This is a genomic window from Nocardia vaccinii NBRC 15922 (assembly GCF_001613305.1).
GTDB lineage: Bacteria > Actinomycetota > Actinomycetes > Mycobacteriales > Mycobacteriaceae > Nocardia > Nocardia vaccinii.
In genome coordinates this window covers 1-20458 of record NZ_BDCC01000084.1, presented here as the reverse complement: position 1 = coordinate 20458, position 20458 = coordinate 1, and the positions used below count along the sequence as shown (strand labels likewise).

At 67.6% G+C, this 20458-nt stretch carries 17 protein-coding genes; 2 read left to right on the top strand and 15 right to left on the bottom strand.

Annotated features, from left to right (window positions below; translation table 11 throughout):
- Positions 1-230 precede the first annotated feature (230 nt).
- Together NV1_RS39070 and NV1_RS39065 are read right to left on the bottom strand one after the other, a co-directional pair.
- On the bottom strand, positions 231-2081 hold the full coding sequence (locus NV1_RS39070) for a WXG100-like domain-containing protein (RefSeq protein ID WP_067903803.1): 1851 nt from the start codon (positions 2079-2081) through the stop codon (positions 231-233).
- A 67-nt stretch (positions 2082-2148) separates the two neighbouring features.
- Positions 2149-3093, bottom strand: coding sequence for a C40 family peptidase (locus NV1_RS39065; RefSeq protein ID WP_067903800.1), 945 nt, complete (start codon positions 3091-3093; stop codon positions 2149-2151).
- Between the two features lie 189 nt (positions 3094-3282).
- On the opposite strand from NV1_RS39065, the gene NV1_RS39060 reads away from it, so the two are divergent.
- Both NV1_RS39060 and NV1_RS39055 read left to right on the top strand, forming a co-directional pair.
- Positions 3283-4497 (top strand): hypothetical protein, encoded by a 1215-nt coding sequence (locus NV1_RS39060; RefSeq protein WP_067903797.1) that lies wholly within the window; start codon positions 3283-3285, stop codon positions 4495-4497.
- A gap of 37 nt (positions 4498-4534) precedes the next feature.
- Complete coding sequence (locus NV1_RS39055; RefSeq protein WP_067903794.1) at positions 4535-5221, top strand: hypothetical protein; 687 nt, start codon at positions 4535-4537, stop codon at positions 5219-5221.
- On the opposite strand, the gene NV1_RS39050 is transcribed toward NV1_RS39055, so the two are convergent.
- The 13 genes from NV1_RS39050 to NV1_RS38990 all read right to left on the bottom strand — a co-directional run bounded on the left by NV1_RS39050 (position 5205) and on the right by NV1_RS38990 (position 19701).
- Positions 5205-7010, bottom strand: coding sequence for a glycosyltransferase family 2 protein (locus tag NV1_RS39050; RefSeq protein WP_067903791.1), 1806 nt, complete (start codon positions 7008-7010; stop codon positions 5205-5207). The two genes, NV1_RS39055 and NV1_RS39050, sit on opposite strands and share 17 nt — an antisense overlap.
- 12 nt (positions 7011-7022) lie before the next feature.
- A complete protein-coding gene (locus tag NV1_RS39045; protein WP_157117677.1) occupies positions 7023-9107 on the bottom strand; it encodes a hypothetical protein in 2085 nt (694 codons plus the stop codon).
- Between the two features lie 48 nt (positions 9108-9155).
- Entirely contained in the window at positions 9156-9476 is a 321-nt protein-coding gene (locus NV1_RS39040; RefSeq protein ID WP_067903785.1) for a hypothetical protein, read from the bottom strand.
- Between the two features lie 89 nt (positions 9477-9565).
- Complete coding sequence (locus tag NV1_RS39035) at positions 9566-9913, bottom strand: hypothetical protein (RefSeq protein WP_067903783.1); 348 nt, start codon at positions 9911-9913, stop codon at positions 9566-9568.
- A gap of 1 nt (position 9914) precedes the next feature.
- Positions 9915-10247, bottom strand: coding sequence for a YbaB/EbfC family nucleoid-associated protein (locus NV1_RS39030; protein ID WP_067903780.1), 333 nt, complete (start codon positions 10245-10247; stop codon positions 9915-9917).
- A 12-nt stretch (positions 10248-10259) separates the two neighbouring features.
- The gene (locus tag NV1_RS44980; RefSeq protein WP_067903776.1) at positions 10260-12203 is read right to left on the bottom strand and encodes a type VII secretion target; all 1944 of its coding nucleotides are present in this window, start codon (positions 12201-12203) and stop codon (positions 10260-10262) included.
- Positions 12204-12292: 89 nt separating this feature from the next.
- Complete coding sequence (locus NV1_RS39020; RefSeq protein ID WP_067903773.1) at positions 12293-14767, bottom strand: hypothetical protein; 2475 nt, start codon at positions 14765-14767, stop codon at positions 12293-12295.
- 7 nt (positions 14768-14774) lie between these two features.
- The gene (locus NV1_RS39015) at positions 14775-15092 is read right to left on the bottom strand and encodes a hypothetical protein (protein WP_067903769.1); all 318 of its coding nucleotides are present in this window, start codon (positions 15090-15092) and stop codon (positions 14775-14777) included.
- Between the two features lie 58 nt (positions 15093-15150).
- On the bottom strand, positions 15151-15498 hold the full coding sequence (locus NV1_RS39010) for a hypothetical protein (protein ID WP_067903766.1): 348 nt from the start codon (positions 15496-15498) through the stop codon (positions 15151-15153).
- Positions 15499-15506: 8 nt separating this feature from the next.
- Positions 15507-16238, bottom strand: a complete 732-nt coding sequence (locus NV1_RS39005) for a hypothetical protein (protein WP_067903763.1) — start codon at positions 16236-16238, stop codon at positions 15507-15509.
- Entirely contained in the window at positions 16235-16594 is a 360-nt protein-coding gene (locus NV1_RS39000) for a hypothetical protein (protein WP_067903760.1), read from the bottom strand. Before NV1_RS39000 ends, NV1_RS39005 begins: the two co-directional genes overlap by 4 nt.
- The gene (locus NV1_RS38995; RefSeq protein ID WP_067903757.1) at positions 16591-18057 is read right to left on the bottom strand and encodes a PPE domain-containing protein; all 1467 of its coding nucleotides are present in this window, start codon (positions 18055-18057) and stop codon (positions 16591-16593) included. Before NV1_RS38995 ends, NV1_RS39000 begins: the two co-directional genes overlap by 4 nt.
- Before the next feature lie 30 nt (positions 18058-18087).
- A complete protein-coding gene (locus NV1_RS38990; RefSeq protein ID WP_157117676.1) occupies positions 18088-19701 on the bottom strand; it encodes a hypothetical protein in 1614 nt (537 codons plus the stop codon).
- Positions 19702-20458 lie beyond the last annotated feature (757 nt).

The following is a 20458-nucleotide window of genomic DNA, read 5'->3' as shown; positions in this document are numbered from 1 at the left end:
AGAGCCGAGATCCGGTCATCATGCCGCCGCGCAGGTTATTTCCCAACCCGTGGGGTCGCCAGTCCCCCTCATGCTGGCGACCCCACCACGGGCGCGGCCGGTGGTCCGGGCAACCACGGCCGCGATACAGCCCTCATCCGCCGAGGGGCCGCGGACCCCCTCTCCCCGCGACCCCTCGGCGTCGGCGTTCCACACGCCGCGCTCCAATTCGGGCTTCGGGCCGGGAACCTTTACTCCGACGCGTCCGGAATGACGTCCGTCTGCGGGGCGACGACGGTCGGCGGCGGCCGAGGCCGTTCCGCTGCCGGCGCCCTGTCCACCGGCTCCATCGTCCCGGACCTGCCCGGAATCTCCGAATCACCACGCCATGGCGAAGTCTGCGAGCCCGACCGGTCCTCCGACGGCCGGTGCGTCGCCGCATCGGGCTTCGGGGCGAATACTTTCGGCGGCTCGGCGCCGGCGTCAGCGCCGGTACCGGTACCGGTCCACGGCGTCTGCGGATGTTGCTCGGCGGTGGGCGGCGGGGCGACGCGGGCGCGAGTCGTCTTGCGCGGGGTCTTTTTCCACGGTGTGCCGCGGCCGGCGGAATTCTTGCGCGCCGCCCGGCCCCAGGGCGCACCCGCATCGCCCGATCGCCCGGATTTCGACGGCGATCGCCTTCGGGTCGGACGCTGCTGTGCCGCAGGAGATTCCGGGTTCCGGGGCGCGCCGTTGTCGCCGGAGTCGCCGGAGTCGGCGGATGTCTGCGCGGCGGCCCCGTGATCGGGGGCCGAGCCGTTATCCGGCCCTGTCGTCCCCGCCCCGGGAGCGTCCGGAGCGTCGAAGCGACCCGCATCATGACCCAGATCGCCCGGTCCGGCCGCCCCGGAAACATGCGAGCCCGCCCCGGGAACGTGCTGGTTCACACCCGAATCCGTGGCATCGGGCATCGACCGTTCGCCGCCGGGATGCCGCTGCGCTCCCCCGGGATCCTGTGCGGTGACCTGCGGACGGTCATCAGTAGCTTGTGGGCGATCGCCCGCCGCGGAAGGCCGGTCGCTGGTCGCCTGCGGCTGGGAGGAACTCGTGCGCGGCTGTTCCGTGGCACCGGACCGAGCGGCATCGTTCGGAGCCTTCGACTCGTGCTGAGCCTGGCCGGGGTGATGCCGCGCCGCGGGATCCTGACCCGCCGCATCGTTCGTCCCGTGTGCCGGCGTGCGTTCGGGCCCGGCACCGTGCGCGTACTGTTGTGTTGCCGGAAGCTCACTCGAACGACGCGACGCGTCCCACGGACCGACCTGCGTACGCGGCGAGGGCGGCGCCTGTGAGACATGCGAAGGGCTCGGCGTATCGGCCACGGGAGATCGGTGCGGCGCCGTGGACGCAGGCGGCGTGCTCACCTCGTCCGGGACCGCCGGACGCGAGCCACCCTCGGTCGTGAAGTCCAGCGCCGCAACCTTGTTCGCGAAATCGCGGGCATGCCGCAGGATATCGTCGGCATGCTGATCGAGGACGTCGGCGTAGTGCGTGATCTCGTCGGGCTCGAGATACAGCGTGTTCGGATTCGGCACACCCAGCAGATCGGCGGTCGTGTCGTACAGGAAGCCGTGCACCATCCGGTCGATCACCGGTTCGAGCGGCGCGATCGCCTTCTCCATCACCTCCGTGAGCAGATATCCGATCAGCATCTGCTCCATGGCCTGGCACAGTTTCCGGGCCGCCGCCGCGATCATCTGCTCGAGCACAGCCGCCGCCCCACCGGTGGCGAACGTCGCGGCCAAGGTCGCGGAGTAGGTCGCGGCCAATGCCGCCAATTCGGCCAGGACCGCGATCTTGACGCCCCTGATCACCTCGGCGGCGATATCCAGCGCCGTACCGATCACCTTGCAGGCCGCGTCCAGCTCGGACATGTGCGACTTGCTCGTCCGCGCCCAGGTGCGGACCAGGGTCTCGTAGGAGTACCCGGAATAAACCGAGCCCATATCGTTGATCGTGCCGGTCGCGGACTCGTGGGTGTCGGCCAGATTCTTCGCGAATGTCCGCACGTGCCCGGCCAATTGGTGCACATGGTCCTCGTTGATGTCCGGATACGGGACACCCACGAGGTTCAGGAACAGCGCGACATCGTGCGGAATCTCTATCGCCAGCGCGCATCACCCTCGCCGCGATTCACAGCACGCGCACGACCACGGCGTGACTGGGCATCCGCGACCACTGCACCGTCGAACCCGCATGCGGGGCCTCGATGACCATGCCGTTCCCGGCGGCGAGCTGAACATGTTCGGGCCCCCGCGAGGAGAACGAACTGGCGGGGAACACCAGATCACCCGGCCGCACATCGTGCGCCGGGATCCGGACTCCGCTATAGATCTGCTCATATGTGGTGCGCGGCAACACGACCCGTCCGTGCGTCGCCTGCGCGATGGCGTACTGGGTGAGCCCCGAACAGTCGAATCCGCCGCCGCTGGGACCGTTGGCGCCGCCGCCGCCCCATTGATAAGGCGCTCCGACCCAACTGTTGGCCGCGCCGACGGCCCGGCCGCCGGCACTCGCGTCCGAGGGCAGCCGGTGCCGGGTGACCCGGCCCGCCCGCGCGGACGGACGGGTGCGTCGACGGCGGCGACCGGATGAACTCGCGCGAGCGGCGACCGGCTGTACCGCCAGCGGCGGACTGATCCTCGCCGCCTGCCGCCGTGCGGCCGCGACGTCGGCGCCGACCTGCTGGGCCGCGCTGGTGATCGTCTGGTGTGCCGCGTCCAGCAGCGCCGGACCGCTGAATCGGGTGCTGCCGACCGCCGCGATCGCCTGCACCCGAGCCTGGAAATCAGCGATCTGGTTGGTGAGGTGATTGCGGCCGGTGACAGTGCCGTCACGGGCCACGCCGACCGCCTTGAAAACCAGATCGTCCTTTTCCGCATGCGAATCCGCGATCGTCGCCTGCATGGCGCGGAAATTCGAATAACCGTCGGCGGCATTGCCACGATGTCCGTCGGCGACCGCGGCAACCGTATGCGCGCCGGACGTCGCGGCGGACACCTCGGGCCGGCCCGCGCCGTAGAGGTCCAGCAGAGATTGCAGCACCGTGCCCATATCCTCGGTCAGTACCGGTGCCATGCGCCTTCACTCATCGCCGATTGCCTCTCAGGTCGAGCCCAGCCATGGGACACACACCGATACGGATTTTCTCCGCCGGTACAGAAGTCGTCCTCGACTATGCGCCACCGGCCCGCGTACCGAAAGAGATCTGCATTCCCAAATGTGGGAAGGCCTGACAATGGGAGCAGTTTCCCGGGAGGCAGATCTATGACGGCGAGCACGACCGATTCCGGCCTGAACGGTTTCCTCACGCTGCCGTCCGCCTCGACCTCGCTCACCGCTACGAGCGCCTCCCCGCTGTCCGTCACGACTCCGCTCACCGCTACGAGCGCGACCCCGCTGTCCGCCACAACCCCGCTCACCGCTACAAGCGCCACCCCGCTGTCCGCCACGACCCCGCTCACCGCTACGAGCGCGACCCTGCTGTCCGGAGGTTCGAGCAGCGATGGCAACGGAATCGGCCACCATTACTGGACGGTCGAACTCGATTGCCCGCCGGGCGCGTCCGCGGCATTGAAGAGTTACGTCGGCCTGGCCCAGACCGCCATCCAGACCGCGGTCGATCTACTCGGCCGGGGTACGCCGATCACCCCTCCGAATGTCAGCGACCTCATGCAGCCGGTCATCTACCAGGATCTCGGTCAGAGCGAATCCAGCGTGGGGTACCACCACGCACTGGCTCAGATCCAGCAGCGCCAGAGCGCACTGCTCACCCTGGACAGCGAGGTATTGCAGACCTCGGTCGTCGTCGCCGCGAGCCAGGACCAGACGCTGGGGGCCATCGAACAGATCGTCGCGGATCTGAACGACGTACTCGACTCGGTCGGCAGCGCCAAACTCAAAGCCGCTCAGGAACAGTCGCTGATGTGGCAGATCGCGAACGCCGTGGACGAGGTGTACAAGGCCGTCGACTCGGTCGCACAGCAGAATCAGCAGATCGCTGGTTCCGCTTCCGACAGCGCGTCCAGCAGTGCTTCGGGCACCGCCGGCGCCGGCTCGGGCTCGGGCAGCGGCGGCCTGTCCGGGCTGATGCAACTGGCGATGATCCCGATGGCACTGGCCTCCTCGATCGCCCCGACGGTCATGCAGGTGCTGCAGAAACAGTTCGGCCCGCACAAGGACAACGGTACCGATCCGAACGGCGCCGGCCAGACGCCACCCGGGGCTCCCGCCGGCCCCGCGGTCGGACCAGCCGCGAACGCCGCCCAGCCCGCGGCCGCACCGGGTACGCCGGCGAGCGCGGCGCCCGTCGCGGCGAGCGGCCCCACCCCGGGCACGCCGACCGTGACACCGGCCATGGCTCGCAAGCAACGGCGCGAACGCCCCCGGGTATCCGCTCCCGCCAACGGTGATGCCCCGGCCGACGGCACCGACGAGGAGACAACCGGCGAGGACGGCACCGACACCGCGACGGCCACGTAATACGCCCTGCCTCACGTGATTTGGAGAAGACGTTTCGATGGATCGTTCCAGTTGTGTCGTCCTGGTGCCGGTGGCGACGTACATCGAACCGGAGTGCGCCCAGGGATTGATGGATCTGGAACGTCTGGGCTATCCGGTCTGGCGGGTGTACGGCTGTTCGGCGATCGATCAGGCCCGGAGCCAGCTCGCGACCGATGCGCTGGCCAAGGGCTACGAGGAACTGATGTGGATCGATTCCGACATCCGTTTCCCGGTCGCGGCGGTGGACACGCTGCGGTCGCACGACCTGCCCATGGTGTGCGGGATATATCCCAAGAAGGGCGCCCGCGAAATCGTCTGCAATCTGAACGAGGGCACCGATCGCCTGGTATTCGGCGCCGAGGGCGGTCTGCTGGAAATCCATTACGCGGCAACCGGATTCCTGCTCACCAAGCGCTACGTCTACGAGAAGATCGCGGTGCAGGAGAACCTTCCGGTGTGCAACGAGAGGTTCGGCAAGCCGGTGGTGCCGTACTTCCTGCCGATGGTCGTGCCGGACGGCGACAAGCAGTGGTATCTCGGCGAGGACTTCGCGTTCAGCGAGCGCGCCCGCCGCTCCGGCATCCCGATCCACGCCGACACACGAATCCGCCTCGGCCACACCGGTAGATACGACTACAGCTGGGAGGATGCGGGTAGCGAGCGGGAACGGTACAGCACCTACCGATTCAGCATCCAGCATTGAGCCGCGCCGCCGCGCGGTCCGCCGGGTGCGGGGCGGTTCGGTCCGGCTCGACCGGATATCCGGGAAAGAACGTCCGGACCATGAATTCCGGCATGACGTACTGCGGGAAGATGCGCGCACTGCTGTCCGGGTGAACGATGTGCAGCACGATGCCCTCGTTGTCGGGTACGGCCACGGTTTTGAATCCGGCCCGCTGTAGCCGCCGGGTGAAATCCAGATCGGTATGAAAGCACTCGGTCGGCGCGTCGGGAATCTCCACCTCGGGGTACACCGATTTTCGCCAGACGTAGGAGAACCCGAAACCCCAGAGGTTCCCCTCGACCGCGGCGCGATCCCAGCTACGGGTGGACACCGGCTCCACCGGCTCGCGCGGCGAGAGCATGAAATGCACCGGCGAGTTCGCGTCGGTGGACCAGTAGCCGAACACCTTACGGCCGGGGTCGTAACAGAACCATCTGCTGAGCGTGACGAAGTCGGCGTCACCGAGGAATTCGAGCATGCGGGCCACATACTGCGGTGCGTAGTGATCGTCGTCGTCGAATTCCATGATGATCTCGCCGCGCGCCATCTGCATCATCAGATTCAGCTTGGCGCCGAGGGTAAGGCGTTGCCCGGGAATGTGGTGATAGCGGATTCCCCGTTCCTGGCACCACGGCGCGTCGAGGCCGTCGCTGGGCTCCGGACTGTCGTCGAGAATGATCATCTCCAGTCCGCCCTCGAACGTCTGCGCGAGGTAATCGCGCACGACCCGGCGCAGGAAGGACGCACGCCGGTAGGTCGGGCAGATGATCGACACCCGAGGCCGAATGGTCACCTCCAACATGTGCGGCAGATCGGGCAGCACCTCCGCCAGCCGCGATACCGCGCCTGGAGTCGGTGCCGCATTCTCGGCACGCTCGCTATCCGAGCGGCTCGCCACCTCCACGCCCGACCGGCCCGCGGCCGCGATCTCCCGGAGCTCGGGTGTCTCCGGTGCGACCCCGTACGCCTTCGCCCGCAACAGCGCATTCCATTCGGGAATCCGATCGTATTGGTGCACAATCGAGTACAGTTTCCCGCCCGCGGTCCGCACCCCCTCGGCATCGAGCGTCGGAGGGGGTTCCAGCGAAATGGGCCGCAACCATGCCGAACCGAGTGCTGCTGCCTGACAGGCGAACCCGTCCTCCGAGACCGCGACCTGCACCGTGGAACGGTACGGTTCCATATCCAGCAGCAGGTTGTACGCGGCTTGGTCACCCTGATACACCGGTGTGGAACGCGCGACCAAGGAGATGGCCAGGCACAGATCCGCGACCGCCGTAACCTCGCCCGCCAGCACCCCGGCATTGCAAACCGTCTTCGACATCAGCCGAGCGGCCTGCGCAGGCAACGCGGCATTCAAGTTGTCCCGATTCCACTCCTCGTCCGCATATCGGATCGCCTCGCTCACCGCGAGAATCGGTTTGGTCAGATGTGATTCCAGCCAGAGACTCGGATCGGACTGGAAATACACGTCACGAATATCGGTGACGATGGCAAAGCGCAATTCCGGCAGAAGTTCGCACAGGACATAGGAGATATCCTCGAACCGAACCTCGTACACGCTGCCGCGCGCGGGCATCCGAACCACCTGCATATCGAGGTTCCGCAGATTACGGACCACGATCTCCGTCGCCTCGCCGCCACCATAGACGATCACGACCCCCACCCCGGTGAAACCGGAATTCACCAGGCTGCGCGCCCATACCGCGACGTCGTCCCAGCCGTAGTCGCGGACCACACCGATGACGATATCGATCTTCTCCGACAATGAACTGCCGCCCTACGCTTGCGGGGGCACGGGCGAACTCGGGTCTCGCCTGGACGCCACTGGTGGCGGTGCGGAGGCGAGAACGGCACTCGCCGAGGGATTGAGTGCGCTCGGGTCCCCGGTCGACTCGGCAGGCGCGTCGAGACCGCTGGGATGGAAAAACCCTTGGAACGCACCGTGATTGCCCTGCGGATTGCTGGTATCCAGCGGCACCAACGTGTGATTGTCGACGTAGTAGACGTTCCCACCCGACTTGACCACGATGGAATCCGAGCCATCAGCCCACTTGACGACATCGCCGGTGCCGAGCTTGGACACATCGGTGACGGTCGTCCAACGATGATCGGCCGTCGAGGCTCCGGGCGTACCCGAGTAAGCAGCATCCGCGGTAGCGGCCGAACCGTGCAGTTCGCGATTCAGCGCATCAGCGACAGTCGAAGATACGTGCACTGTGGTGCCGTCGGGCAGTGGGTAGTCGGTCGTCGTGCCGGTCGACACCGAGGGAGGTGTTCCGTTTGCGGTCGGCGCGGAGACCGCGGGCGGGGTGCCGGCGTTCTGCGCGTTGTTGCCGTAGTCGTAGGACGCCTGATCGGCATACGCACCCCGATCCTGATAGCCGTACCGGTCGTCCAGGCTGCCGCTGGCACTCGTGTGATCGGACGTGGTCGCCTGGGGCTGTTTGAACGCGTTCATCATGGTGGACAGCTCCATCGCCTGCATGATCCCGGCTGTCGGATCCGAATTGCCGGTATTCGCGTTCACCGGGGTGCCGGTGGTCGTGCCGGAACCGGAGCCGACCGATCCGGTGTTCGCGACCTGCTGCCCCGCCGTCGAGCCCAGATCGACACCGCTCGCGCCGATACCCGAACCATCGAAGCTCAGCGAACTACTGGTACCGGTCAGATCACCGAACAGGTTGCTGAAATCGGTCGAGGTACCGGTCGAATTCGTGGTGCTCGCAGTGTCGGTCGCGCCGACCGCGCCGGCGTTACCGGCGTTACCGGCGTTTGAAGGCACGTAGACGATCTGCGGGGACGACCCGGTCGATCCGGACGCTCCCGTGGCCGGGCCGGACGCGCCCTTACTCGGACCAGACGCACCCTGCGCAGGACCCGACGCACCATCGGCTGGCCCGGACGCACCATCGGCGGGTCCGGACGCGGCGGGCTCCTTTCCGGCGAGTTGCTTACTGTAATCAGCGTAATCGTTCACATCCTGCGCGACCGCGCCCACAGCGCTGCCGACCTGGGGATAGAATGTCGCCTCGACCGAGACCTGGATATTGCCGGACGAGACGGCGATGCTGTTCAGCTTCTCATTCATCACCGTGATCGTCTTCTCGATATTGGTGAAGGCACTACCGCGTGCGGTCCGCAGCTTGTCTATCTTCCCGGCCATCTCCTGATCGTCCTTGGCCGCATCGCCCGAATGCTTCGAAATATATGTGAGGGCGCTGTTGTAGGCGTCCGAACTCACTCCGTCGCCGGCGTTGTACGAGGCGACGACGTTGTAGGCGTTATTCAGGGCGGTTTCATCAGGATATGCCCATTTGGGCAATTTGGGATCACCGGTTCCCAACGTATTGATGAGCGTCGCGAGATGCGAGTTGGACCCGTTTATCAGGTCGGTGAAAGCACTGGTGGCACCGTCGGGGGTACGCAACACCCTGTTGGGGGCAGAGTATTCACTCTGCCATACGATGTGGTCCGCAGTCCGATTCTTGCCGTCGGTGTCTGTCGTATCGTAGGCAATGAGGTTGCCGTCGTTGCCGAGAACGAACTGCTGGGCATCATTCTTCTTTGCGGCGGCACCTGTTTTGCCCGGAAGTTTGTCAGTGCCATCCGGGTTCGGCCAGACCTGATTTCCGTCTTTATCTTTGACTATAAGCCGGTTGGAATAATGGCCGTTGTATCCGGCACTTTCGAACGCGAGGTGAGTTCCGCCGGGCGCTTTCTGCTGCCAGACGATCTCGTTGTCCGGCCCACGTTCGACCAGATTCCCCTGTTCGACGGAGATGCGGAACATACCGTTATCGGAGACCAGTGCGTCATTGTCGCCGAGCTTGTCGTTGACATTGATGTATTTCTTATCGGCCATCAGCATCCACCTACTCGACCGGCACCGTACAACCGATGCTGCACACGATCAGACAGCGGTATCGTCTCCCCGCGTAGCGGCTCCACCCGCCGCGTCGGTCTGCTCGAGTTCATTCGCGCCCCGGTGACTCTTATGCCCCAGATCATCGTGGAAATCGCCGATACCTTCCCACCGCGCCTGCCGTTCGTCGGAATATCGGACCAGCCGTGCTTTCATCGCGGACGCGGCCAGACCGTAGGACGCCTCGAACGAGTCGTGGAACTCGTGATCCGGAGTTCCCTGCGAACGATAGACCGGGGCCACCGCATTATTGGCATTGCCCTGCCCATGCCACTCGTCCGTATCGATGTTGAGATTTGGTTTGTCCATGGTTACGACCCCTGTTCTCCGACACGGCCATTCTCGTCCATTCCCAGAGATGGGAGCAGCGGCCGACCCGCCCGACGCGACCCATCGGCTCAGAACTGGTCACCGAATTCGGCGTTCTCCATGGCCAGGTATTGCGCCTGCGTCGGCATGTCCAGGGCGTCGAGAACATGCGGCAGCACCCCGTTGCGGGCCATCTCCGTACGCCGCCCGGCCAGCGATTTCAGATATGCCAACCGCGCGACCCGGACGATCTCGGCGGACAGCCAGCTCTCGCTGTTGTCCCGAATCTCGTCGCCGAGGTGCAGCCCGACGATCGCACCGGTCAGATCACAGGCGACCCCGACGGAATGGTCGGGATTGAAGACCTCGTAGCGCTGCGTCGACCGGGCCTGGTTCCTCTCCTCCGCCTCACCCTCGGGCGCGTACAGATCGGTCACGCTATTTCCCGGAAACCGTGTCTGTGCCCCGGGATCGCAGCTCGGCGAAGGTCCCGTCGATAACCATCAGGTGTTGCCGCTCGGCATCGGCGGTGCTCTCCCGGATCGCGGCCATGATCTCCGCTGCCAGTTGGTCGTTGTCGAACTCGTCGATCGTGCCGGGTGCGATGTACAGGTCGGTGAGCCTGCCCAGGCCGTCCACCTCGGGTATGACCAGGCCGTGCGGGGACGGGCGGCGGGCATGGGTCTGCTCGATTCGATCGAACATGTCGAACATCGTCTGGCGGAACTCGAAGGCCGCATCCAATGCGGCCTGTACCACGGGATGGGTCATTCGACGCCCTTCCTATCGGTCGACCGCACCCGGCGGAATCTCGCCCGGGGTCACCGTCGCACCCGAAGGCGGTCCGGCCACAACACCTGGCGGCGGTCCGGCGGCCGCACCCGGCGGCGGTCCGGCGACCGCACCTGAAGGAGGTCCGGCGACCGCACCGGACGGCGGCCCTGCCGCGACGTTCGGCGCTGAGGTCCGCGTCGTCTCCGCGCGCACCGCCTGCTCGGGCCCAGCGACCGCGACCGGAGCCGGGACGAATCGCGGATGCCGCAGGATCTGCTCATGGGCGTACACCGCGTCACGCAGGTGCTGACGGCCCGGTTCGGCTCCGGCGAGCAGCAGAACCAGTTCGTTGCAGCGACGTTCGAAGACCAGGGTGCGCAGCACCGCGACCTCCTCGTCGACCCGCAGCTCGCCCGGCTCGACCCGGCCCACGTCCACCCGGCGCGGCATCAGGGACGCGGCCAGCAGATCGTCGGCGTCACGCAGTTGCTGCCACAGACCCTCGGGAACCTCGTGCCCGGCCCCGATCGCTTCGAGTATGCGGCGGCGCACCCCGCGTGCCTGCCCGGCCTCGGGGCGGGCGGCGGCGTTCAGGCCGACCTGCAGGTCGGCCTCCACCGCGAGCTCCACACAGCGACTCCGGATCTGCGAATCCGGCACGGCCGCAGCACGTTCGGCCCCCTCGACAGATCCGGCGATGGCGAGCCGGTCGGCGGTGTCCGAGGTGGGCACCCGCAGATCGAGGTCGCCGGAGGGGCCGACGAATCCGGCCATCGAGACGTCGCCGAACCGCGTCTGCAGACCCGCGTCGATCGCCCCGGAGGACACCAGCGCGGTCATCGCCGCACCGGCCTTCGGCCCCCACGCCAATCCGAATTCCACCAGTACCCGAGCCGGATCCGAGACGCCCTCCCAGGGCGATCCCGCACCGTCGTCGGCGGCGAGCACCTCGTCCCACAACCAGGGCGTGGATACCTGCCGGGGCAGATACATCCCGGCCGGAAGCCAGCCGCGGCCCTCGTTGGAGGTGACGAATACGCCGATTCCGGCCGGCCCGCGCAGTACCGCCACCGCCCACTGCAGGCCCGCCACAGGCGAGTCCACGGCGGCCAGCACGCCACCGAGCAAGGTCTTGGCCAGGACCAGATCCCCGTCCACCTGATCGCCGACGACGTAGGCCGGTTCGGCCTCCTTGTCCTTGGCGGCGGCCACCGCTTCCTCGAACGGCACGGGCACCGGCGGGAGATCGCCGCGCGCGGTGGCGCTGGTGGGCGCATGCTCGGTGTCGGACCGACTGTCCGGTCCCGGGCCCGAGGGACCGCCACCGGGTCCACCACCCGGGCCACCCCCGGGTCCACCACCTGGGCCACCCCCGGGCCCACCACCTGGGCCACCCCCGGGCCCACCACCGGGGCCTTGGAAGTTCGGCGTATTGCCGTTGGCGGAGGGCTGCACCCCGGTCAGCGGCAGCGAACTCGGCTGCACCGCAGTGGGGTCGGTCCCGTCCGGTCCCGACCCGGAAGGCCCGCCGCCGGGTCCACCGCCAGGCCCACCCCCCGGACCGCCACCGGGTCCACCGCCAGGCCCACCACTCGTCACCGACGGGCCGTGCGTACCGAACGGGAACTGGTGCGAGCCCGGGTCCGCTCCCGGCCCGTGCACGTTCAGCGCGCCCTCCTGATCAGCCTGCTCGTAGGCCGCCGCGGCCTCCCGCAACATCCTCGCGGTGTTTTCGTGCTCATCGGCCAGGGCATTGGCCGCACCCTCGCGAGCCGCGTAATACCGCAGCAGGGCCTGATGAACAGGATGGGCGATCTTTCCGTAGGTATTGGGAAACTCATTGAGCCAATCGGTCGGCTGCTCACCCCATTGACGAGTTTGACCGCCGATCGCCTCGTGCTGATCGGCGAGATGGCGGTATACATCGGGATCGAGATTCAATCTATCCGGCATGCCGCATCAAGTCCTTCCACCCGCCGATTCGACCATTGTCATGCCTTCCCACCCGTGGGACGCCCGATCAGCTGCCCGTCCGCCGAATCTCACCGCGTCGGCGGCGCGGTGATGGTGGGCCGTCGCACCGCTGCCGCGCGCGCTGCCGCCGCAGCCAGTTGCGCGAAACGCGGATGATCCACGAGCTGTCCGTGCGCGTAGACCGCATCACGCAGAACCTGTCGCGCCGGTTCCGCGGCCAACAGCAGTACCAGTTCGTCGGCCCGGCGTTCGAACACCATCGCCCGCAACGCGGAAGCGGCTCGGGCATCGGCGGTTTCGGCGCGCAACTGGCCCAGCGCGACGCGGGAGACATCCGTGCGCAACGCCGCCATAGAGGCCGCGATCAGATCGTCGGCGTCGCGCAGTTCCTCCCACCACTCCGGCGGCACCGGCCGCAACTGCCGCACGGTGTCCAGGATCCGCTCCCGCAGCACGGGCGCGCCCAGCGACCGCGAGGTGTCCGAACCTATCTGCGCCACACGGGTATTCGCGTCGAAGGCCAGATCCACACAGCGATCGCGGATCGCGTCCGAGTCGATCGCCTCGACCCGCTCCTGGAGCTTGCGCGCACCGACCAGACCGAGCCGGTCGGTCAAACCGGTTGCCGGAGCGGAGAAATTCATCGTCGGCTCGGCGGATACCGAACCGGCCGCGGGCAGATCACCGAGTTGGCGCAGCATATCGGCGTCGATCGGTGCGGACGAGGCCAGCGCGGACAACCGGGCCCCGGACTGCGCGCCCCAGGCCAGGGCGAACTCCACCAGGATTCGCGCCGGGTCGGCCAGCCCCTCCCACGCCGCCCCCTCCGACACCGACCACACCCACGGGATGGACATCTCGCGGGGCAGGTACGTCCCGGCCGGAATCCAGCCCCGGCCCTCGTCGGAGGTCACGAACGCGCTGACCCCGCCCGCATGCCGCATGATCGATACCGCCCATGCCGGACTCATCCGCTGCGGATCGGCCGCCGCGAGAATGCTGCTCAACAGTGAACGGGCCAGCACCAGATCCGCGTCCAGCCGCTCGCCGAGCAGGAAGGCCGGCGCCGACCCGGCCACCAACGCCGCACCGACCGCATCCCGGATCAGCTCATCGCTGCCGCCGGCCGCGGGCGAACCGGCCTCGTGCTCGCCGGTCTCGCCGGTGGGCCCGGTCGCCGCATCGTCCGCCCGGTTCCGGGCGGGCGGTTTGCTCTGCCCCGCCGGGGCCGAGACGTGCGGCGCCGCCGACGCGGGACCGGCGACGGCGCCTTTCGGTGGCCCCGAAACTCTGCCATCCGCTTGTGCCGCAGCCGAATCCGCAATCTGCGGAGAGCGGAACCGGTCCCCGGTGGCGGGCGGGATCGCGGTACCGGATGGCGGAGCCACCGATGAACCGAGGACCGCGGACGGAGGCTCGACCATCGCCATGATGACACCGGGCAAGACCAGATCCGCGGCCGGTTCCTCGGTCGCGGGCGAACTGGCCCGGGTGCCGATCGTCCCGGGGTCCGATGTCGCGGTATGCGGAGTCGACGTGGGATCCGCTGTGCTGCTGTGTGTTTTAGCATCGTTCGGCGAATAGTCCTGGGGTGCCGACGAATCCGGGGGCACCGAGGTGGACGATTCGTCGTCTCCGACACTGCCATCGGTATCGGCGCCCTGATCGGCGGCCTGCGATCCGGACGGCACGACACCGGGTGAGGGGGGCACTGCGGCGGGCCCCGCCACCAACGGCCCCGACATGACCGGCGGTGTATCTCCTTGCGGTGCAGGGGTTTCCGGCCCGGAAGTCGTTTCTTCCCGCGGCGCGGCCGAACCCGGCGCCTGGTCCGGAACGTCGGTCGTCGTCCCGGGCAGATCCAGCGGCCCCCACCCCGGCGGCGGGCGCAGGCCGTCCCAGCCGATATCGAATCCGATGGGGCCGTGCTCCCCCGGTCCGTAATGCCACCGCGGACCCGGCCGTTGGTGCTGCGGATATCCCGAATGTCCTGTGGGATGCGAATTTCCGGTAGCCCACGGGCCCGGCTCGCCCAACGCGTCGGAGATGCCGGACAGTTCCGGCAGACCCTGCGGCCCGATCTCGGCCAACGCCCGGTTCACCACATCGTCGACAGCCCGTCTCGCCTGCTCGATGATGCCCGCGACCCGCTGCCGCTCCTGTTTGTCGTCGCTGTGCGAGCCCGGCGGTATCCGCGCGATCCGGCGGTCCGCATCGCCGACGATATCCAGGATGCTGTTCCGGGTCCGATGCACCAGGCCGCCGATCCGGCCGTAGGTGTCCGCGGCGGCGACGAGCGCGTCGACGAACGCCTGCGGAGTGCCCTGCTGGGCGAGCATATCGTCCTTGATCGGCTGCAAGCCCGCACTGGCGCGCACGCGTTCCTCGAAGACGTGCCGGGCGCGCGCGGCCTCCTGGGGATCGATCGCCGCCGCGCCGTCGCGGGCGGCGGACTCGAGCCGACGCCAGTCACGCGGTGATATCGCCGGCCAGTTGTGGCCGACGATCTCGTTCCAGTGCGGGCTGTCGTACTCGGAGTACATCCGGCGTTCAGATCGATTCGGTCCCGGATACTTCCGTCGCACCCGCGGCATCCGCGCCGGCGATCGCCACCGTGCGGTCGCGAGCCTGCTGATGCGTCGTCACGGCGTGGCCGGAAAACCGGGTCCCCGCATCGCTCAGATGCGCGCCGATCCAATCATTCACAGCACCGCATCGCTGATCGAGCGGCGAATCCCGATTCGCGGGCAGCACCAGATCATCCACGACGACGCCGACCCGATCGGTGACCGAGGTGATGGCCCCGGCGAAACGACTCGAGGCCGCGATGACCTCCTGCGGCTCATCCATGTTCAGCATGTCGGGCATGTCGTGGTCCTGTTCGGTGCGGCGGCGGACATCGGTGGGCGGCGTTGCGGAGCCGGGGTCAGCCGGACTGGCCGAACTCGGCGTCCTCGATGGCTCGATACGTGGCCTCGGATGGCAGGTCCAGCGCGTCGATGGTGTAGGGGCGAGCGCCGTTGTGTTCCATCTCGGCCCGCAGACCGACCCGCGACTTCAGGTGGGCCAGCCTGGCCAGTCGCACGATCTCGGCGCTCAGCCAGGTGTCGCCGTTGTCCTTGGCGTCCTCGGTCAGGTGCAGGCCGATCACCTCGCCGTCGCGGTCACAGGCCACCCCGACGGTGTGGTCCGGATTGAACACCTCGTACACGGCTGTCCGTTGGGATGTTCGATCGTCCTGGTCGACATCGTCGAGATCCTGCATATCGGTCATGACAACTCCTATCGGCGAGTGTCTGCGCCGGTCGCGAGCGCATGTTCGGCGGGTGTGGACACGGAGGGGCCGAAGGCGCTCTCGGCCGGCGCGGACAGCCTCCCGGAAAGTTCCTTCCAGGCGCTGTCGTCCATGGTCAGCACCTGGCGCAGCGGCCAGCGACGCGCGCCCAGGTACATCTCACCGCTGTCGTCCGGATCGACCTCGAGATGATCGGTACCCTCGGCGGCGGAGTTGAGGGTGATCACGGTGACCGGCGGATGCCGATCATCGACGTTGATGAGCCTGCGGCCACCGGGAATGAAGCTGTGCCGCAACCGCGGCGAATCGGCGATCGTCACCTCGGCACTGTTGGTCGTCAGGGTGATCTCCGGATTCAGCAGCAACTGCAGCACCCACGATCGGGCCGCGGCCTCCGGGCGATCGGCGTCGATCGAGATGTCCCGGCTCGCAGCGAGATCCACGATCAGCACGGTCTCCGACGTGGTGACCCCGACGATGACCAGACGTTTCGGCGGACCGTTCGGTGCGGGCAGATCGTCGGCGGCCAGCGTCACCACGTCCGCGCCCAGGCCCGCCCCGGTGGCCGGGAAGACCGTGACCGTTCCCGTGGCGACGTCGACGGTGTACGCGCACACCGGATTCGGGATGCGGTCGGCTACACTCGCCAACCGCATCAGACCCTCTTCGTGCAGCCAGCGAACGGTATCGGCGACGGTGACCGCGTCCGGCTCGGTCACGACTGTGCCTGCGCCGCAGCCGATATCGGCTCGGCGTCATCCGTCGCGGCCGACTCCGGCCAAGGCTCGTCGTCCATCACCGTCCGGTATCGGCGGGCAGCGTCGAGGGTGCTTTCCCGGATCGCGGCCATGATCTCGGTATTGAGCTCATCGCAGGTGAACCGGTCACAGGTGCCCGGGGCGAAGTACAGGCCGGTGAGCCGCCCCATCGCGTCCACCTCGGGAATCACCGCGCCCGTCGGTGACGGGCGCCGGGCGCGGATCCCGTCGATCCGCTCGCGTAGATCCGCGATCCGGTGTCGTAGCTCGCGGGCGGCATCCAGGGCCGCCTGGACGTCGGGATGAATCTCGTTCACGCGGAACCTCCGGCTGGGCTCGAATTCGGATTGGCGGGTGTCGGCGGCGTCACGCTCGGCGCGATCGTCGGCTTCTCCCCGATGACCGGCTCGGTGTGCGGGGTGTCGTCGACGTACATCAGCCGGTCGGGATGCCATGCCACGACGCGGTTGCGCTCGTTGTTCGAACCGCCCGCCCCGCCCATACCGGGTGACATGGGCATATACGGCATCATCGGGCTCCCGCCCGCACCGCCGGCTCTGGCCGCGGCGGCCGCGCCCGCGGACCCCAGCGATTCGGCCACCGGCGCGCTGGCCAGACCGGAGGCCGCCGCCGCGGCACTGGTGGCCAGCGGCATCGGGCCCACGATCATCGCGTTCTGCGTGGCGGACACGTCGTCGGCCGTGGGCACGCTCGCGCCGAAGTCCGTACTGTCGCCCCCGCCCCCGCCGCCGCCGTAGCCGCTGTAACCGCCCAGCCCGCCGAGGGTGTCGTTCAGGCTGCCGAGATCCGACGCGGAATCCGTGCTGTCCTGATTTGACGGATTCAGGCCGTTCGCGCCGGACATCATGCTGGTCAGCAGGGGCAGCATCGAGGTGAGCGCACTCGAGTCCCCGGAGCCGCCGGAATTGCCGCTGCTGGTGGACGACGTACCGTTGCCGGAATTGACTTTGGCGGAGTATCCGGCGATGGTCTCCGCCGAACGGGCGTTCTGCTCCTGGAATTTGGCGAGTGCGTCGTCGACCCCGAGCTGATTCTTGGAGCGGATCGCGGCCAGCAACTCCTTGCGGGCGGCGATGATCTCCTCGGGGGTGGGGTGCTGTGCTTTCGCCGTACTGAAGGCGTTGCCGTAATTGTCCGCGCCATCGGCCAGATCCGACAGCAACGTGCCCAATTCGTCGAGCACGCCTCGATGCCGATCCAGTTCGGCCGCCGCATCGGTACCCACTGGCGTCCAGTGCTGCATCGTGCGAGCGGCCTGGTCCAGGCCGCCCAGCGCCACCTGATGGGATCCGGCCAGATAGTCACGCACATTCGAGGCGAATGCCGCGGCCGGTCCCGGTCCGGGCCCGGCACGCAGTTGCTCGGCGAAGATCAGCGGATCGACGGCGGGTGCGTCCGGCAGGGAGAACACCGGCGGCTGCCGCGCTCCGGGAGGCTGCGGAAGGTCAACCGGATTGCTCAGCACCTCACCGCCGCTACCGCCGACCGTGCGGCCGCCCTCACCGTCGGTCCGCGTGTAGTCGGCCGCCGCGGCGCCGATCTTGTGGGCGGTGGTGTGGATGTCGTGCAACAGCCCGGCAGTGCGATCGAACAGATTCGCGGCCTGCCCGTTGAGTTGCGGAACATGTTCGGCCGAGATCTGTTCCGCCCCCGCGGGTATCACCCAGGACTGCGGCAGCGACGCGTGCGTCGACTGCGCCAATGCGGCGAGTTGCGTTGCGGCCGCGGCGAGTTCGCCCGGGTCGACGTTCAATGCCACAACACCCTCCTGTCACCTCGTCGCCATCGATCAGGACGCCGGACCCGCGACCGCCGGTGCGGCCGCGGCGGACGGATCGGTCCCCGCGGACGGATCGGCCGCCGCCGGGACTCCTGCGGATGTGGTCGGATCGGTATGGGTGCCGCTCGCGTCGACGTTGTTCGGGTGGGCGAATCCGGCGAAATTCCCGAACGCGCCGGCCTTGCCCGAGAGCTGCTCGTCGAATGGCACCAACTGACCGTCGACGATGACCTGCAGGCTGCCCGAAGCGGCATCGGCGCCGGAGGCACTGCCCGCCCCCGCACTGGGATCGGCCCCCGCGCTCGCACTCGGATCGCCCGAACCCCAGACCACCAGGATCGCGGTCTTGCTACCGTCCCAGGTCGCCACGTCACCGGTCTTGAGCTGCGACGGATCGATGCGAGTGCCGATCTGCTTGTTGTCCGTCCACTTCGCCGGAGTCTTCGAATACGCCGCCTGGGCGTCGGTCCCGGCGTTGTTGGAGAACGCGGCGTCCAGTGCCTGCGCGACAGTGGGCGACACTTTCTGGGTGCGGCCGTCGGGGAAGGTGTAGGTGACCAGACCGTCCGCGCCGGGGGTGCGCGGGGCGGGTGCACCGGGGTGCGCCGGTCCCGTCGCACCCTGCGGCGGCCCCGACTGCGATTGGGACTGCGACTGTGAGGGCTGTGCCGCCTGGGCGGGCGGAGTGGTCGACGGGCCGGCCGAGGGTGGCGCCATGGCGGCCGGGTAGTCCCGTGCGCGGTCCGGCTCGAGGCGATCCCCGTTGCCCTGATCGCCGAGCCCGTCGCCCAGCCCGCGCTGTTGCTGCATCATCATCATCATCGGCAGCATCGAGCTCATCAGATCGCTCATACCCGATCCCGCGGAACCGGAACCGGAATCGACCGCCGCCGGGACCGTGGATCCCGTATTGCCCAGCCCGCCGGTCGTTCCGGCTGTGCCGTTACCGAGCGACGAATCACCCAGCGAAGAGCCGCCCAGCGAACCGAGCGAGCCGGAGGCACCAGTATCCGCGCCCAGATTCAGCGGCGACCAGCTGGTGCCGGCGCTCGTACCGGTGCTGTACGGATCGAGACCGGCAGGGTTGTAGGACGCGGCCGGACCGCTCGCACCGCCGCCGTCCAACTGCTGCTGCAGTTTCGCGTTCTGCGCCTGCAGATCCTTGACCTGCTGTTGGAGGTCCTGGATCTGCTTGGTCTGACCGTCGACCGACCCAGCGGTCTTGTCGTAGTCGGCAATGGCCTTGTCGACAGCCTTCTTCGCCGCCGCAAGGGCCTTGTCGAGATAGCTGATGATGTAATCGTCCTCCGTGATTCCGCCGGGCGGAACGGTCGGAGCGGAATCACTGATGGAGTCGATGGCCGAATTGAGGGCGGTTTGCCCGTCCGTGGAAGTCGTCGCCGCTTGTTGCGCGAGTGGCGCGAGAGTAGTGTCCGAATTCGAAAGATCCGAGAACGCCTGGTTGAGTTTCAGCGCCACCACCGCATAATTGGTGAAACTGCCGACCTGATTCTGCGCACTGCTGAACGATGCGGGAAGTTGTGGTATGTCCGCCTTTTTCGGCGGTTCGGTTTTACTGCCCTTGCCGAAGCTACTGAATGTCTTCTGGAAAAAGTCGGGCATCGAATGATACAATTTCGCGGTCGTCAGCGAAAATTGATAGTCTTTCGGGTATTGCGGATCGGATGTGTACTGGGAATTCATACTCGCGTCCGGCGCCGCGGATCCCGGCGGCTCCCAGAACGGCATGAGCATCTTATGCATATCTTCGGTCATGCGCGTGACCCCGACATCCTCCGAACCGATGCGCCGCCATCACAACCGGCACGCGGTGTACCGGCCGTCGAGGCCAGGTGAATCACCACAGGCAGCATCAGTCTCCCATCGCGTGAGGCCTCCGCGCCCGGTGCCGCGACCATTCGTTCGACCGATTGCGGCGCATGGGCGGAGACCTCCATTTCCGACAGGCTCATTGTCGGGGATTCCCACCGATGGGAACCGTCGTCCTGGCGTCGGCGGTGAGGATGGTGAGCGGGTGAGGTACACAGGAGGCCGGATCGTGACGAGCCCTGCGGGTGTGGAGCCGGAGATCGACTCCGGCGGGAACGGGCCGGTCCCCGGTACGCCGTGGTCGATCCGGGAGGATCGCTCGCAAAGGTCGCGTCCGGGGCGTGGCGATCCGCATCCGAGTATTGCGGCGTCAGCGACGAGTACCTCCGGTGCTTCCAATTCCGGTGTGACGCAGTCCAATCCCGTAACTCCTGTAGCGAATAACGCTGCGGTGCAATCGAACACTCCCGGAACGACCGCGCCGGGAGTCAATACCCCAGGCACAACCGCGCCCGGTACCACCGTCACGGGTGGTGCCGGCACGGGGGCG